We start from the raw sequence: 14,734 nt of genomic DNA on the forward strand, positions 1-14,734 counted from the left end.
CCGCGCCGGTCCTGCGCCCCCTGGCGAGTCCCCGGATGCCCCGACGGCTCCGGGGACTCGCGCGTCACCCCGACACGAGCAGCTCCGTCCAGGCCTCGGTCACCCGTTCCACGGAGAAACCCTCCCGTACCTGCGTGCGGGCCAGCTCCCCGGCGGACCGCCAGCCGTCCTCCCCGAGCGAGGCGATCGCCTCCGCCATCGCCTCGGGGCCGTCGTGGATCCACCGCCGGTCGTAGATCTCGTCCGCCCCGGGCCACGGCAGCAGTGCGGGCACGGCACCCGACGCCATGCCCTCGGCGGGCGCCAGGTGGAAGCTCTCGTCGTCACTGGTGGACAGCACATGCCCGACCCGCCGCAGCCAGCCCGCCACATCCGGCCCGAACGCGTCGAAGACGACGGCCCCGTCGAGCAGCGGCGAGGTCTGCATACGGCGCAGCACGGCGTCGTAGTGCGCCCGCTCCTCGGGCTTGTTCCAGATCCACCAGTACTCCCAGGGCGGCTTGGACTTGACCGACAGATGCCAGCGCGGGTCCCGGGCGCGCAGCGCCTCCAGTACGTCGAGGCCGAGGTCGAGGCGTTTGCGGCTGGGCGCGATGCCGATCATGCCGAGGCGGTGGTGGGCGCCGGGTGCCTTCGGCCGGTCCAGCTGGTCGGTGTCCACCCAGTTCGACACCACCACGACCTTCGAGGCGGGCCAGCCGGTGTGCTCGCGGGTGCGGCGGGCGTAGTACGGGCTGACGCACACCACCCGGTCGACGGCGTCGATGTCGATCTGGCGGGGCCATGGGGCGTCCAGTTCGAAGCGGTGCAGCCGTACGACGAGCCGGCTGCCGCGCCGCTTGTGGCGGCTGTACCAGACGGCGGCCGGACCGCACCACTCGACGACCACCACGTCCGCCCAGTCGGCGAGTTCCCGGCTGGTGTCCGGATCGTGGCGGGACAGCGCCGGCCAGGCGTCGACCCGTACGTCGAGACCGGGCAGCGCACGGAAGTGGTCGAGGATCCGGGTCAGGAACTTCAGGTCGTGACCCGCGACACCCACGCGCAGGGGGCGCGCACGGGCGAGCACCTCGCCGGGTGCGGCGGGAAAGGCCCGTGCGAGCTGGGCACGCCAGCGGGCGGCCGCCGCGTCCAGGGTGTGGTGCCGGGCGGCCTCGCGGCAGCGGTCGGCCGCGAGACGCCGCGCCCGCGGCTCGCGGACGGCCCGTGCGACGGTGTCGGCGGCGTCGTCGAGTCCGGCGCGTCCGGGCACGAACAGCGGGTAGTCGGCGCCGAGCAACGCCTCGTGCGCCGGGGTGCGGTTCAGGACCACGGGCAGGCCCAGCGCGCCGAACTCCAGGACCTTGGTGGACAGTTCGAGGCTGGAGTCGAGCACGGGGTCCCGCCAGCCCAGACCGAGATCACAGTCCGCGGCGATGCGCATGGCTTCCTCGCGCGGCCGGCCGCCGTGATGGCGGACGCCGGGCGTACCGGCGAGCGCCCGCGCCATGTCGGTCCGGAAGCCGGGGTGGCCGGGGTCGTCGTGGATCTTGTCGCCGACGGTGTGCAGTTCGGCGGGGACACCGCGTTCGGCGAGCAGTTCCGGCAGCCGGGTCATGGGCAGGGTGTTCCACCGGGGTGCGAACTTGCCGGTGTAGACGAGCCGCAGCGGATCGTGCGGCCCGTCTTGGTCCGCCGGCTCGAAGCCCGGCTCGGGCACGGCGGGCGGGCTGAGCACGCACTTGCCGCACGCCTCGGGCACCCAGGTCTCCAGGAGGCAGCGCAACTCCTCGGTCTGGCACAGGAGTCGGTGCGCGGCCCGGGCGATGCGGGTGAGGTCGGCGTGGGCCGCCCCGGTCATCTCGGCGGCCGACTGCGGGATGTCGGTGAGGTAGGCCCAGATCCGCCCGTCGAACCGGCCGTCGGCCACGCTCTGCGTGACGAGCCGCCGGCCGCGCAGCACGAGCAGATCGCACGGGTCGTCCTCGTCCAGCCGGGCGAGCGCCTGTGCGGCCTGCACCGGCGACAGGGGCCGGCCGCCCAGGCCCGGCAGCAGCCGCTCCTCGTGCGGGGACACCAGGGTGACCCCGGGGAGCCCGGCCAGCGGATCGGTCAACCGGCCGGTGCGCACCGGGGACTTGAGGACGAGCCGGGTGGCACAACCCGCGCGGGACAGGGCCTGCACCGTCGACTGGGCCCACACGGCGGAACCGTCGATGAGGTTGAGGTCCACGTCGCCGTAGACGAGCGCCCGCAGCGTGCGGCTCATGACGGCTCCCCCATGCGGCTCATGACGGCTCCCTTCCCGCGCACGGCGAACAGACGGTGCCCCTGGGCCGCCCACGTGTCCGGCGCCGTCCCGGACAGGTGCAGCGACCGGCGTACCAGCAGGGGGCGCAGCGACGGTACGAAGACGTAGTCGTCGGAGGTCGGCGTGTGCCCCACCGCGTCGGCGCCGGAGTGCTCCTGGGCGCACATCAGGTCCAGCAGCAGGGTCTCGGGCCGGTCCTCGGCGAGGTCCGTCCAGTCGGCGACCCAGGGCGCCAGGGGCTGCCCTCGGCGTACCGGCACCCCGGCGGCGGTGAGTTCGTCGAGTCCCGCCGGATCGGGCACGACGACCTCGGCCGGGCGGTGCAGCTGGCCGAGCACCTGGCCGACGAGCCGGGCGACCTCGGTGCGGCCTTGGGGCGCGGCCAGCACGGCGACGCGCCGCTCGTCCAGCGGGTCCGGGGCACCGGCCGACCGCGCCAGCTGCGACAGCCGTACCCGGGTGCTGTCCGCCCGGAACACCTCGCGCAGGCGCTCCCGGCCCTCCACCGCCGGGTCGAGCCGCGCCAGCCGTACGCAGGTGCCGGCGTCGAGGACGGCGTCCCAGGCGAATCGGGCGAGCCCGGGCGCGGCAGAGGCGGGAGCGTCCCGCCACAGCACGGCCGGCCGACCCAGCACCCTTGTCTCGGCGAGCAGTTCGGCGAGCGTGCGGTCCAGGTCGGGGGCGAGACCGGTACCGGTGAGCCACCAGGGCCCGCCGCCGGTGCAGGCGCTCAGCTGCACGACGAGCACGTCGGGGTCGGTGCGCTGCACCAATGGCCGCCCGTCGTGCGGCAGCAGCCGGTTGACGAACACGTCCGCCGCGAAGTCCTCCGCGGTGGCGGGGGTGAGGACACCGGCGAGGACGAGGCGGTCGCGGGGTCCTGCCGTCAGGGCGCGGTGGGCGAGGTGGAAACGGCCGTCGAGGGGCGCGTCCGGTTCGGTGCGGTCCTTCGGCGCGCTCTGCGGTGCCGGCCCGGCCGAGCGGCGCCGTCCGCGCCACAGTCCGTACAGCTCCCCCGGCAGCCGGGCCGCGCCCCGCTTCGGCGACCGCGCCGCCGTCACCAGCGCTTTTCCCACCCGCAGGGAGGTGGAGCCCTCCAGCATGGCCACGCGCGCCTGCAGCACGTCGACCCGGTCCCGGGCGGCCCGCAGCGCGGCGGCGAGCTGCTCCTTCTCCCGTACGGCGGCGGAGAGCCGGTCGGTGATCCCGTCCTGCCCGGCGGCGCCGCGGGCGCGTTCCGCCTCCTCCACGGTCCGTTCCAGGTCCTGGACCCGGGCCCGCAGGGACCGGGAGGCGAGGTCGGCGAAGACGTACTCGTCGGCGATCCGCAGGGCCGTGGCATGACCGTCGGACGGCACGGGACGGCCGAAGAAGTCGTGCGGTGGCAGGAGCTCCTCGGTGCGCGCGACGACCGCGCCCGCGTGCAGATGAACGTAGTCGAGGGGTGCCGCGCGCAGCACCTGGCAGCGGTGGGCGACCAGAGCGTCGAGGAGCCGGTGGTAGGGGAGGTCGGCCGCACGGTGGCCGAACACGATCAGCGCACGGGCACCGGGCCGCATGCGTGCCAGTACGGCGCGACAGGCGTCCTCGCTTCCGTGCAGCTCGGCGTCGGGCCCGTAGGAGAGGAGCGCCAGCGCACCCTCGGCGACCGGTTGTCCGTCGTCGCCGTGCAGGACGACACCCGGGGGCAGGTGCAGGTAGGGCTCCAGGCGCAGGCCGCCGCCGGTCGTGTCCACCACCGTCGTGACGCCGTCGAGGTGCGGATGGAGCAGATCGGTCAGACGCATCAGCGGGTCCTCGTGAAGACGTGGAAGCCGACCCGGTCCTCCCGGAAGCCGTACGGCCTGAAGAGGACGTGCCGCAGCCCCAGCGGCTCGAGTTCGGCCCGGTAGGCGGCGGTCGGGCGGTGCACGACGTGGTCACCGCGCAGGGTGCGGTCGGCGGTGTCCTCGTCGGTGACGATCAGGCGGCCGGCCACGCGGACGAGGGAGGCCAGATTGCGCAGGCCGGCCGCCCACTCGTGGTCGTCCGGTACATGGAACAGGACGTCCACGCAGACCACGATGTCGTACGGCCAGGGACTGCGCCACTCGTCGAGCGCGGCGACGGCGTAGCGCGGGCCGCCGCCCTCGGCGCGGGCGTGGTCGATCGCGGCCGGGCTGGTGTCGAAGGCGTCGACGCGATGGCCGCAACGGGCCAGGGCGCGGGCGAAGTAGCCCTTGCCGCAGCCCGCGTCGAGCACGAACAGCGGGGCGGCGGGGCTGGACAGGTCGCCGATGAGGGAGAGCAGCGTGCCGAGCCGCTGGGCGTAGAAGATCTCGTTGCCCGGACGGTCGAGCCCGAGGTGCGCGCCGGAGGCGAGCTCGTCGTGGTCGGCGTGGCGGGTGTCCCAGTACGTCCGGGTGTCGGCGTACGGCCGGGTGTCCTCAGCCATGGCGCTCCAGCCACCCGGTGATGACGTGTGCGATCCGGCCGCCCGCCCGGCCGTCCCACAACGGTGGCCCCTCCCCCGGCGCGGCTGACCCGCCGTCCAGCACCTTGCGCAGGGCGGGCACCAACTCGCCGTGGGTGACCAGCCTGTTGGTGCCGTGGGTGACCGTGACCGGGCGTTCGGTCGTCGTGCGCAGGGTCAGGCACGGGACGCCCAGGACGGTCGTCTCCTCCTGGACGCCGCCGGAGTCGGTGATCACCGCGGCGGCTCCGCGCACGAGGCTCATGAACTCGACGTAGCCGAGCGGGTCGAGGAGATGGACGCCCGGCGCGTCCCCGAGGCCCGCCGCCCGCAGCGCCGCCCGGCCGCGCGGGTGCAGCGGTACCGCCAGGTCGAGATGGCGGGCGGCCTCGGTCAGGGCGCGGGCGGCGGTCGCGGCGGCCTCCGGGTCGTCGACGTTGGCGGGCCGGTGCAGGGTGACGACGCCGTAGCGCTCGGGCAGCCGGTGTGCCGCACGGGCGGACACCGGGTCGAACCGGTCCAGATGGGTGAGCAGGGTGTCGATCATCGGGTTGCCGACGAAGTGCACCCGCTCGGTGGCGACCCCCTCGCGGGCCAGATGGCCGACGGCCTCGGGGCTCGTGACGAACAGCAGCTCTGCCAGCTGGTCGACCAGACGCCGGTTGACCTCCTCCGGCATCGTCATGTCGAAGCTGCGCAGCCCGGCCTCGACATGCGCCACCGGGACGCCCAGCTTGGCGGCGACGAGGGCGGCGGCCAGCGTCGAGTTCACGTCGCCGTACACCGTGACCAGCGCGGGGGCGCGGGCGGTCAGTTCGTCCTCCAGAGCCGTCAGGAGGTCGGCGGTCTGGCGGGCGTGGGTGCCGGAGCCGACGCCGAGGTCGGTGTCGGGCTCGGGCAGGCCGAGTTGCCGGAAGAAGATGTCCGACATGCGCTCGTCGTAGTGCTGGCCGGTGTGGACGAGGGTCTGGGCGCAGCCCGCCGTGCCCAGGGCGGCGACGACGGGTGCGGCCTTGACGAAGTTGGGGCGGGTGCCGACGACGTGGAGTACGCATCCGTTCATGGGTGCTTGTCTCCGCCTCAGTTGTGATGGCTCGGTCGCCTACGGGGCGCCACATGCCGGTGTCGCGCCCCTTCGGCTCCCTCGCGGCCGGTGTCGTCGGGACAGTGGCTGTTGGTGGGCCGTTGCTCGGCGTTGCGGCCTACCGTTGCAGTATGTCCCGATATGTTCTTCGCGCCCTCAGTCTGGCGGCTTCGGTGGCCGTTGGCGAACTGCGCCAGGACCCGTTGCGGGCGGCGCTGCTTGCCGTACGTCTGCTGCCGGGGCGTGCCCGGCGCCGGTTGCGGCCGGTCGAGACGCGGCTCGCCGGGCGTGCCCGCAGTGCCGGACCGGTGGCGGTGCCGTCCGCCGTGCGGGTGCCCGCGCCCGTCGGACGGCCGTTCCGCCCGGTGCCGGGCCGGGTGCTCCATCTGGTCACCAATGGGCTGCCGTTCCGGCACGCCGGTTACACCGTGCGCACGCAGAAGCTGGTCGAGGCGCAGCTGGCGGCGGGGCTGGACCCGCATGTCGTGACCCGGATCGGCTTCCCCGTGACCCAGGGGGTGCTGGACGCCCGACCGTCGCAGCGCGTGGGCGGGGTGCCGCAGCACCGGCTGCTGCCGCTGCGCCTGCCGTACGGGCAGGCCGCGGCACTGGCACGCAACGCCGACCTGGCCGCCCGGCTGACGGAACGGCTGCGGCCCGCCGCACTGCATGCGGCGACCGACCACGGCAACGGGCGGGTGGCGCTCGCCCTGCGGGAGACCTACGGGCTGCCGGTGGTCTACGAGGTGCGGGGTTTCCTTGAGGAGACCTGGCTGACCCAGGCGCCGGGGCGCAGCCGGGACGACGAGACGTACCGGGCGCGCCGCGCCCTGGAGACGTCCTGCATGCGCGAGGCCGATCTGGTGCTGACGCTGGGTGAGGCGATGAAGGCCGAGATCGTGGGGCGCGGAGTGCCCGAGGAACGGGTCCTCATCGTGCCGAACGCCGTGGACGACGCGTTCCTGGCCCCACTGCCGGACGGAGCACCCGTGCGGGCCCGGCTCGGGATCGGGCCGGAGGAGTTCGTGGTCGGCACCGTCGGCAGTCTCACCCCGCACGAGGGGATCGGCACATTGCTCCATGCGGGTGAACAGCTGCGCCGGCGTGGCGTCCCGGTACGGCTGCTGATCGTCGGGGACGGACCCGAGCGGCCCGCACTGGAGCAGCTGGCCGCCCGGCTGGGCCTGGACGACGGGGCCGCCCTGTTCACCGGCCGGGTGCCGCACGCCCAAGTGCGGGACTTCCACGCCGTGTTGGACGTGTTCGCGGTGCCGCGCACCGACGAGCGCGTCTGCCATCTGGTGACCCCGCTCAAGCCGGTCGAAGCGATGGCGAGCGGTGTCCCCGTGGTGGCGAGTGACGTCACCGCGCTCAGGGAGCTGGTGGAACCGGAGGTTAACGGACGACTAATTCCCACCACATCGCAAAATTCCTGGGCTGATGAACTCGAAATGCTCATTTACAGTCAAAAGCGGCGGACAGAGTGGGGAGCAGCCGCCCGCGCGATGGTCGCGCGTGACCGCACCTGGCAGCGGGTCGCCGCCACAACCCGTGACGCGTACCGCGCCCTTGGATGCCTTGAGGCGGGGTGAGTCCCTATGCAGGTCGACCGGACCGGACCGCTCGGTGAAGAGAGCGAAACGCTCGGGGAAGCAGAACGGCCCGACACCGTGGACCTCGCGGTGATCGGGCTGGGATACGTCGGACTGCCGCTGGCTCGTGAGGCGGCGTCGATCGGACTGAGGGTGGTGGGGCTCGACCGCGACCCCCGGGTCGTGGAGGCGCTCAACACCGGGCACTCCCATGTCGACGACGTCTCCGACGAGGACGTCCTGCGCATGCGGACGGCCGGTTTCACGGCGTACACGGACGACGCCTGTCTGGCCCGTGCGCAGACCGTGGTGATCTGTGTGCCGACCCCGCTCAGCGAGGACGGCGGCCCCGATCTGAGTGCGGTGAGGTCCGCCGTGCGCACCGTGACGGGCAGGCTGCGGCGCGGGCAGCTCGTCGTGCTGGAGTCCACCACCTACCCGGGCACCACCGAGGAGGTCGTACGGCCGCTCCTGGAGGAGTCGGGGCTGCGCGCCGGCGCGGACTTCGCCCTGGCCTTCTCGCCCGAGCGCATCGACCCGGGCAACACCACGCACGGGCTGCGCACCACGCCCAAGGTGGTCGGCGGCTGCACCCCGTCGTGCGCGGCACGTGCGGTCGCCTTCTACGGCAAGCTCGTCGACACCGTCGTCCAGGCGAAGGGCACCCGCGAGGCCGAGATGGCCAAGCTGCTGGAGAACACCTACCGGCATGTGAACATCGCCCTGGTCAACGAACTGGCCGTGATCAGCCATCAGTTGCACGTCGACCTGTGGGACGCGATCCGCTGCGCCGGAACGAAGCCCTTCGGCTTCCAGGCGTTCAGGCCCAGTCCCGGGGTCGGCGGGCACTGCATACCCATCGATCCCAACTACCTGTCGTACAAGGTGCGTTCGTCTCTCGGCTACGAGTTCCGGTTCGTGGAGCTCGCCCAGGAGATCAACCGGCGGATGCCGGAGTACGTGGTGCGCCGCGCCCAGGACCTCCTCAACAGCGCCGGCCGGCCGCTGCACGGCTCCCGGGTGCTGTTGCTCGGGGTCACCTACAAGCCGGACGTGGCGGACCAGCGGGAGTCGCCCGCGGTGCCGGTGGCGCGGCTGCTGCGGGAGCGGGAGGCCGAGGTGTCCTTCCACGACCCGCACGTGCGGCTGTGGTCCGTGGACGGGGCGAGCGTCCCGCGCGTCGGCGACGTCCTGGCGGCGGTGCGCGAGCACGACCTCACGATCCTGCTCCAGGACCACTCGGCCTACGACCTGCCGGCGCTCGGCGACGCCGCCCGGCTGCTGTTCGACACCCGGGGGCGGATCTTCCGGCCCGACGTCGAAGTGCTGTGACCGGCACGTTTCTCGGGACAGTGGACCTCGGGGCAGTGGATCCCGGGGCAGTCGAAAGGTGCGTGCTCTGATGCGGATACTCGTCGTCACCGTCGTCCACCACCCCGAGGACGCCCGGATCCTGCACCGGGAGATCGCCGCGCTGCGGGAGCACGGCCACCGGATCGTGTACGCCGCGCCGTTCGCCGCCCGCGAGGTGGCGCCACGCCCGTACGTCGAGGGCGTGGACCTGCCCCGGGCCGCCGGCCGGGACCGCCGGACGGCACTGCGCGCGGCCCGCACACTGCTCGCCGAGCGCGGGCCGCAGGCGGACGTCGTCCTGCTGCACGACCCCGAACTGCTGCTCGCTCTGCCCGGCACGCTGCGCCGATGGCGGCGTGCGGGACGCACCCCGGTCACGGTGTGGGACGTGCACGAGGACACGGCGGCGGCGCTCGTGATGAAGCGTTGGGTGCCACCGCCGCTGCGCCCGCCGCTGCGCCTGGCCGTGCGGTCGGCGGAACGACTGGCGGAACGGCGTCTGCGGCTGCTGCTCGCCGAGGACGCCTACCAGCGGCGCTTTCGCCGCCCGCATCCCGTGGTGGCGAACCTCACGACGGTGCCGCCGGACCCGCCCGAGCCGCCGGGTGACGACCGGGTCGTCTACCTCGGGCACCTCTCCCGGGCGCGGGGCGCGCTGGAGCTCATCGAGACGGCGCGGCTGCTGGCACCGGACGTCCGCGTCGAGGTGATCGGCGCGGCGGACCCCGAGGTGCGGGACGCGCTGGCCGAGGCCGACCGGGACGGTGTGCTGCGCTGGCACGGGTACCTGCCCAACGACCGCGCCCTCGGCCTGCTCTCCGGGGCCCTGGCCGGTCTCTCCCTCCTCCACGACCAGCCCAACTACCGCCATTCGCGCCCCACCAAAGCCGTGGAGTACATGGCCCACGGCGTGCCCCTGGTCACCACACCCACCCCGCTCGCGGCCGACCTCGTCGAGCGCTACGGCTGCGGTCTCGTCGTGCCGTACGAGGACCCGGCCACCGCGGCGCAGGCCGTACGGCGTCTTCGCGCCGACCCGGAGATGCGCCTGCGCGCGGCCATGCGGGGCTGGGAAGCGGCGCGTTGCGACCTCGACTGGGCGGACCGGGCGACCGAGTTCGTCCTGTGCCTGGAAGCCTGGGTGAAGGAGGCGGCGGGCGCACCGGGGGCCGGATCCGTCGCTAGGGACGCGGATGCCTCGGCTCGTACAGGCTGACCTCACCGCCGCCCGGCAACCGGAATCCGGTCACCTTCCCCCAGGCGGCTTCCTCGACCGGTCGGGTGAACTCCACGCCCTTTCCGGTGAGTTCGGCGATCGTCGCATCAAGATCGTCGCACATCAGCATCAATTCGTGCGCCGGCTCGCCTTCCGTCGGATGGCAGGCGACCTCTGCCGGCGGCGCCCCGAAGAGGAGCCAGCCGTGTCCGGCGTCGACGTACGGCCAGCGCAGGACGTCCCGGAAGAAGGCACGGTCCGCCTCGGCGTCGCGCGTATAGATCACCACATGCGCCCCATTGATCACGGGCGGAGGCTAAGCCCGCCGCTCGCACAACGGCAAGCGCGGCGCGCGACCCGTCACGCGGACGCCGCGCCCGCCGGCACGAGGCGCTCGGACTCCGCGGCGATCCGCGCCCAGCGCTCGTCGGGGCTGCCGTGTCCCGGCAGCCGGATGTCGATGTGCAGCCGGTTCTGCACCGTCTTCGGCTCGGGCACTCGTCCTCCGGCAGGGCGAACTGGGCGAGCTGGCGGCGGTCAGCCCTGGTTGGCCCCCTTCGGGATGCCGTACACCCGCTCCACCCGCAGCCGCAGCACCAACCGCCCGTCCCGCACCATCGCCGCCCGGAAGTCCTCCCAGTCGGGATGCTCGCCCAGGACGTCCCGGTAGAGCCGGACGAGTTCCTCGACCGTGGCGTCGTACGGGTCCTTCGCGACCGGTGTGAGGTCGGCCGCGCCCTCGGCGACGACGTACGCCCGCCGGTCGGGGGTCGTGACGTGGTACGACGCCCTGGGGTCCCGGCGCAGATTGCGGGTCTTGGCGCGGTCGTCGGTGATCGAGACGCGGATGATCCGCTCGTCCGGGTAGTAGGCGTGGCTGACGTTCGACAGCTGTGGCCGGCCGTCGCGCTTGAGGGTGACCAGCACCCCGCCCCGGACCTCGGAGAGCAGCGCGAGCAGTGCGTTCTGGGTGGCGTCCTCAGTCATGCCTGGATCAACTCTGTCGAGGAGTCCGCGCATTCCCCCAGGGGCCACAACCAGTAGACAGTGTCTACTTACGCCTGGTAGACACTGTCCATGTCAGTGCACGAACCCGATACCGGGCTGCGGACCAGGCTGATCGACACCGGCGTGGATCTCGTCGCCCAAGAGGGCGCCCAGGCCCTCACCCTGCGGGAGATCGCCCGCCGGGCAGGCGTCTCGCACGGCGCCCCGCGCCGCTACTTCCCCACCCATCTGGAGCTGCTCTCGGCCATCGCCCGCCGCGGCTTCGAGGAACTCGCCCGTCGCACGACGGCCGCCGACGGCGACGGTCCGGTGAGCCCACGGGCGCGGCTGACCACGCTGGGGCGGGTCTACCTGGAGTTCGCGCTGGGCAATCGCGGCATGTACGAGTTGATGTTCCGTCATGATCTGCTGCAGAGCGGTCACTTGGGGCTACGGGACACCAGCCTCCCCCTCTTCGGCCGCCTGGTGGAGCTGGTCGGCCACGCCCGCCCCGACGCGGACGCCCGGCTCGTCGCGGGCGCGCTGTGGGCGAACCTGCACGGGATCGCCCAGCTGTGGGGCTGGGGCAGCCTCCAACTCGCCACCGGCGCAGAGGACTTCGTACCCCTGCTCCGGTCGGCCTTGGACGCACACCTCGGGCCGGAGGGCGAATGAACCCGCGGCTCACTCTGGCGAGCAGTGTCGTCGGCGCCATGATCGTCGCGCTGGACGGCACCGTCCTGACCGTCGCCCAGCCGGCCCTGCAGCGCGATCTGGGCGCTTCCTTCGCCGAGGTCCAGTGGACCAGCACCGGCTATCTGGTCGTGGTGGCAAGCCTGTTGGTGTTCGCGGGGCGGCTCGGCGACCGGTACGGGCACCACCGCGTCTTCGGCCTCGGCATGCTCGGCTTCGGGGCCGCGTCGGCGGGCATCGCCCTGGTGCCCGGCGTCGGCTGGGTGATCGGGCTGCGGGTCGTCCAGGGCGTGTTCGGGGCGCTGTTGCAACCGGCCACGCTCGGGATGCTGCGGGCCGCGTTCCCGGCCGACCGGCTGCGGACGCCGATCGCCGTACGGACCGCCGCGATCGGGGTGGCGGCAGCTGTGGGGCCGGTCGTGGGCGGTGCGCTGGTGGCGGGGCCGGGCTGGCGGGCGGTGTTCCTCATGAACGTCGTCCCCACCCTGGTGTTCGGCGGGCTCGCCCTCGCCGTACGGTCCCCGCGCCACGCCTCCCCCGCCCGGCTCGACGTGCCCGGCGCCCTGCTGCTCGCGGTGACCCTGGCCTGCCTCGTCCACGCCCTCGTCGCGCTGCCGGGGTGGGTCTGGACGGCCGCGACCGCCCTGGTCACCGGCGTCGCCTTCGTCCGGCACGAGCGCCGTACGGCCGACCCGCTCCTGCCGCCGGACCTCGTCGGATCGGCGGCCGTCGGCTCGGCGCTCGGCATGCTGGTGGCCGCGTCGGCGGCGCTGTCCGGCGCGCTGTTCGCCGGCACCTTCCTGTTGCAGGACACGCTCGGCCTGAACCCGTTCCAGAGCGCACTGCGCAGCCTGCCGCTGGCCCTGCTGATGGTGGTGGCGGCGCCCTGTTGTGCGGTGCTGTTGCGCCGGTCCGGTGCCCGCCGTACGGCCGTGGGGGCGATGGCGGCCCTTGCGCTCGGCATCCTCGTGCTGTCCCGGGCGTCCGCCACTTTTGCCCTCTGCTCGGGGTTCGCCCTGGTGGGAGCCGGGTTCGGCACCGTGATGGTGGCGGCGACCCATGTCGTCGTACGGGAGGCCGCCGTCAAGTCCGCAGGCGTGGCGGGCGGGCTGCAGCAGACCGCGATGAACGTCGGCCCGGTGCTGGGCGTGGCCGCCGCGACCGCGCTCATGGCGTCGGGCGGCGGCCCCGCGCTGCCGTTGACCGTCCTCGCCGCCGTTGCCCTGGCCGGTGCGGTGCCGGGCCGTGCGCTTCCGGGACGGCCCGTGGCGACGATCGACGATCATGGGCAATCGAAGGACCGTACACGCGTTCCTGCGCGACGATGAGGTCAGAGGCCGTTCCGGCTGGGTATGCCGGAGCGCGTCCTCGTCGTACGCATTCGGAGGAGAGCGATGGCACTGCTGACACAAGAGGTCGACCCGGGCGAGGCCGGGCTGGACGCCAAGGCGCTGGACCGCCTCGACCAGCACCTCGCCCACTACGTCGACGAGGGGCGCCTGCCCGGCTACCTGGTGTCCGTCGCCCGCGGTGGACGCGTCGCCCACCTCACCACGCACGGCCACCGCGACCTCGCCGCCGGGCTGCCCGTCGGGGCGGACACGCTGTGGCGGATCTACTCCATGACCAAGCCGGTCACCTCGGTCGCCGCGCTGCTGCTGGTGGAGGAGGGCAAGCTGTCGCTCGACGACCCGCTCGAACGCCACCTGCCCGCCTTCGCCGAGCCGCGGGTGTACGTCAGCGGATCCGGCGCCGACACGGTCACCCGGCCCGCCCGCGGGCCGATAACCGTCCGGCACCTGATGACCCACACCGCCGGACTGACGTTCGCCTTCTACCACACGCATCCCGTCGACGCCCTCTACCGCGACGCCAACCTGGAGTCGGCGGTGGTGCCCGGATCCGACCTGGCCGAGACGGTCGACGTGTACGCGCGCCTGCCGCTGCAGTTCGAGCCGGGGACGCAATGGAACTACTCCGTCGCCAGCAACGTCCTCGGCCGGGTCATCGAGGTCGTGTCCGGGCAGCCGCTCGACGAGTTCTTCGCCGAGCGAATCTTCCGGCCGCTCGCGATGACCGACGCCGGATTCTGCGTGAACGACGAACAGGCGGGCAGGCTGGCCGAGTTGTACGGCGAGAGCGAGGACGGCGGCATCGAACCGATCCCCGGCCTCCCGCTGCGCGGCCGCCCCCGCTTCCTGTCCGGCAGCGGGGGTCTGGCGGCCTCCGCGCACGACGTCCACCGCTTCATGGAGCTGCTGCGCCGCCGCGGCGAACTCGACGGCACCCGGCTGCTCGCCCCCGGGACGGTGGACCTGATGACGTCCAACCACCTCCCGGGCGGCGCCGATCTGCGCGCCTTCGGCAGCCGCCCCGCCCACGACGAGCCCGGCAACGACGGCCTCGGCTTCGGCCTCGGCGTCTCCGTGGTGATCGACCCGAGCCGCACGAGGTCCCCGGCCGGGCTCGGCACGTACGGCTGGAGCGGGGTGGCGACCACGACGTTCTGGGTCGACCCGGGCCGTGACCTGACGGTGCAGTTCATGACGCAGGTGCGGCCGAGGACCTCGCACACGGTCTTCCAGGACCTCAAGCGGCTCGTGCACGAGGCGGTCACGGACAGCTGAACCCCTCACCGGGCCTGATGGGCGCGGGCCGACGGCAGGGAGCCGTCGAGGACGTGTTGGACGCCGAGGGCGAGGGGGCGGGACACGTCGCCTCGCCACGCCCGCCGTATCAGGAACACGAGGCGCGCGCCGCGGCCAGGGCGCCGATCACGAGCGCGCCGACGTCCTCGTCGACTGCGGCCGGCTGGACTTCGGTCATACGCGGTTGGCCTCCGGGCGCAGCGCATCCGCCTCGAACCGGTCGGCGCTCAAGGGGCTGACGTCCACGAAGGGTGCGCGGCCGAGGTACAGGTCGCGGACGACCTCGCCGACGGCCGGGCCCTGCACGAGGCGCGCGCAGCGGCCGCCGCGGCCAGGGCGCCGATCACGAGCGCGCCGACGTCCTCGTCGACTGCGGCCGGCTGGACTTCGGTCATACGCGGTTGGCCTCCGGGCGCAGC

Annotated in this window: 12 protein-coding genes and 2 pseudogenes; 6 read left to right on the forward strand and 8 right to left on the reverse strand. The window is 73.5% G+C overall.

Annotation, left to right across the window (positions count from 1 at the left end; all coding sequences use genetic code 11):
- Window positions 1-64: 64 nt before the first annotated feature.
- From ACIBU0_RS04845 to wecB, 4 genes are read right to left on the reverse strand one after another with little or no spacing between them, the layout of a single operon-like run.
- Window positions 65-2,248, reverse strand: a complete 2,184-nt coding sequence (locus ACIBU0_RS04845; RefSeq protein ID WP_398811638.1) for a glycosyltransferase — start codon at window positions 2,246-2,248, stop codon at window positions 65-67.
- Window positions 2,245-4,077, reverse strand: coding sequence for a hypothetical protein (locus tag ACIBU0_RS04850; RefSeq protein WP_398811641.1), 1,833 nt, complete (start codon window positions 4,075-4,077; stop codon window positions 2,245-2,247). Before ACIBU0_RS04850 ends, ACIBU0_RS04845 begins: the two co-directional genes overlap by 4 nt.
- Window positions 4,077-4,724, reverse strand: coding sequence for a class I SAM-dependent methyltransferase (locus tag ACIBU0_RS04855; protein ID WP_398811644.1), 648 nt, complete (start codon window positions 4,722-4,724; stop codon window positions 4,077-4,079). Before ACIBU0_RS04855 ends, ACIBU0_RS04850 begins: the two co-directional genes overlap by 1 nt.
- Window positions 4,717-5,805: a non-hydrolyzing UDP-N-acetylglucosamine 2-epimerase gene (gene wecB / locus ACIBU0_RS04860; RefSeq protein WP_398811647.1), complete on the reverse strand. Its 1,089-nt coding sequence runs from the start codon at window positions 5,803-5,805 to the stop codon at window positions 4,717-4,719. The genes ACIBU0_RS04855 and wecB overlap by 8 nt, the downstream gene beginning before the upstream one ends.
- A gap of 152 nt (window positions 5,806-5,957) precedes the next feature.
- Here wecB and ACIBU0_RS04865 point away from each other — a divergent pair, with 152 nt between their 5' ends.
- The 3 genes from ACIBU0_RS04865 (at window position 5,958) to ACIBU0_RS04875 (ending at window position 9,987) form a co-directional block, all read left to right on the forward strand.
- Window positions 5,958-7,418, forward strand: coding sequence for a glycosyltransferase (locus ACIBU0_RS04865; protein ID WP_398811650.1), 1,461 nt, complete (start codon window positions 5,958-5,960; stop codon window positions 7,416-7,418).
- 6 nt (window positions 7,419-7,424) lie between these two features.
- The gene (locus ACIBU0_RS04870) at window positions 7,425-8,750 is read left to right on the forward strand and encodes a nucleotide sugar dehydrogenase (protein WP_398811653.1); all 1,326 of its coding nucleotides are present in this window, start codon (window positions 7,425-7,427) and stop codon (window positions 8,748-8,750) included.
- Window positions 8,751-8,820: 70 nt separating this feature from the next.
- Entirely contained in the window at window positions 8,821-9,987 is a 1,167-nt protein-coding gene (locus tag ACIBU0_RS04875; protein ID WP_398811656.1) for a glycosyltransferase, read from the forward strand.
- Here ACIBU0_RS04875 and ACIBU0_RS04880 read toward each other — a convergent pair.
- The 3 genes and pseudogenes from ACIBU0_RS04880 to ACIBU0_RS04890 all read right to left on the reverse strand — a co-directional run bounded on the left by ACIBU0_RS04880 (window position 9,953) and on the right by ACIBU0_RS04890 (window position 10,974).
- Window positions 9,953-10,294, reverse strand: a complete 342-nt coding sequence (locus ACIBU0_RS04880; protein WP_398811658.1) for a VOC family protein — start codon at window positions 10,292-10,294, stop codon at window positions 9,953-9,955. The genes ACIBU0_RS04875 and ACIBU0_RS04880 overlap by 35 nt on opposite strands.
- 68 nt (window positions 10,295-10,362) lie before the next feature.
- Window positions 10,363-10,488: pseudogene (locus ACIBU0_RS04885) on the reverse strand (VOC family protein); the annotation flags it as partial.
- 36 nt (window positions 10,489-10,524) lie between these two features.
- A complete protein-coding gene (locus ACIBU0_RS04890; protein ID WP_398811661.1) occupies window positions 10,525-10,974 on the reverse strand; it encodes a PPOX class F420-dependent oxidoreductase in 450 nt (149 codons plus the stop codon).
- Between the two features lie 90 nt (window positions 10,975-11,064).
- Between ACIBU0_RS04890 and ACIBU0_RS04895 the strand changes: the two genes are divergently transcribed.
- The 3 genes from ACIBU0_RS04895 (at window position 11,065) to ACIBU0_RS04905 (ending at window position 14,294) form a co-directional block, all read left to right on the forward strand.
- The gene (locus tag ACIBU0_RS04895) at window positions 11,065-11,649 is read left to right on the forward strand and encodes a TetR/AcrR family transcriptional regulator (RefSeq protein ID WP_398811664.1); all 585 of its coding nucleotides are present in this window, start codon (window positions 11,065-11,067) and stop codon (window positions 11,647-11,649) included.
- Window positions 11,646-12,995, forward strand: a complete 1,350-nt coding sequence (locus ACIBU0_RS04900; RefSeq protein WP_398811666.1) for an MFS transporter — start codon at window positions 11,646-11,648, stop codon at window positions 12,993-12,995. Before ACIBU0_RS04895 ends, ACIBU0_RS04900 begins: the two co-directional genes overlap by 4 nt.
- Window positions 12,996-13,061: 66 nt before the next feature.
- On the forward strand, window positions 13,062-14,294 hold the full coding sequence (locus tag ACIBU0_RS04905; RefSeq protein WP_398811668.1) for a serine hydrolase domain-containing protein: 1,233 nt from the start codon (window positions 13,062-13,064) through the stop codon (window positions 14,292-14,294).
- 195 nt (window positions 14,295-14,489) lie between these two features.
- Here the strand turns inward: ACIBU0_RS04905 and ACIBU0_RS04910 are convergent.
- A pseudogene (locus ACIBU0_RS04910) lies at window positions 14,490-14,618 on the reverse strand (sarcosine oxidase subunit beta); the annotation flags it as partial.
- Window positions 14,619-14,734 lie beyond the last annotated feature (116 nt).

The sequence above is a fragment of the Streptomyces sp. NPDC049627 genome (genome assembly GCF_044465645.1).
In the GTDB taxonomy this organism is placed as follows: Bacteria; Actinomycetota; Actinomycetes; order Streptomycetales; family Streptomycetaceae; genus Streptomyces.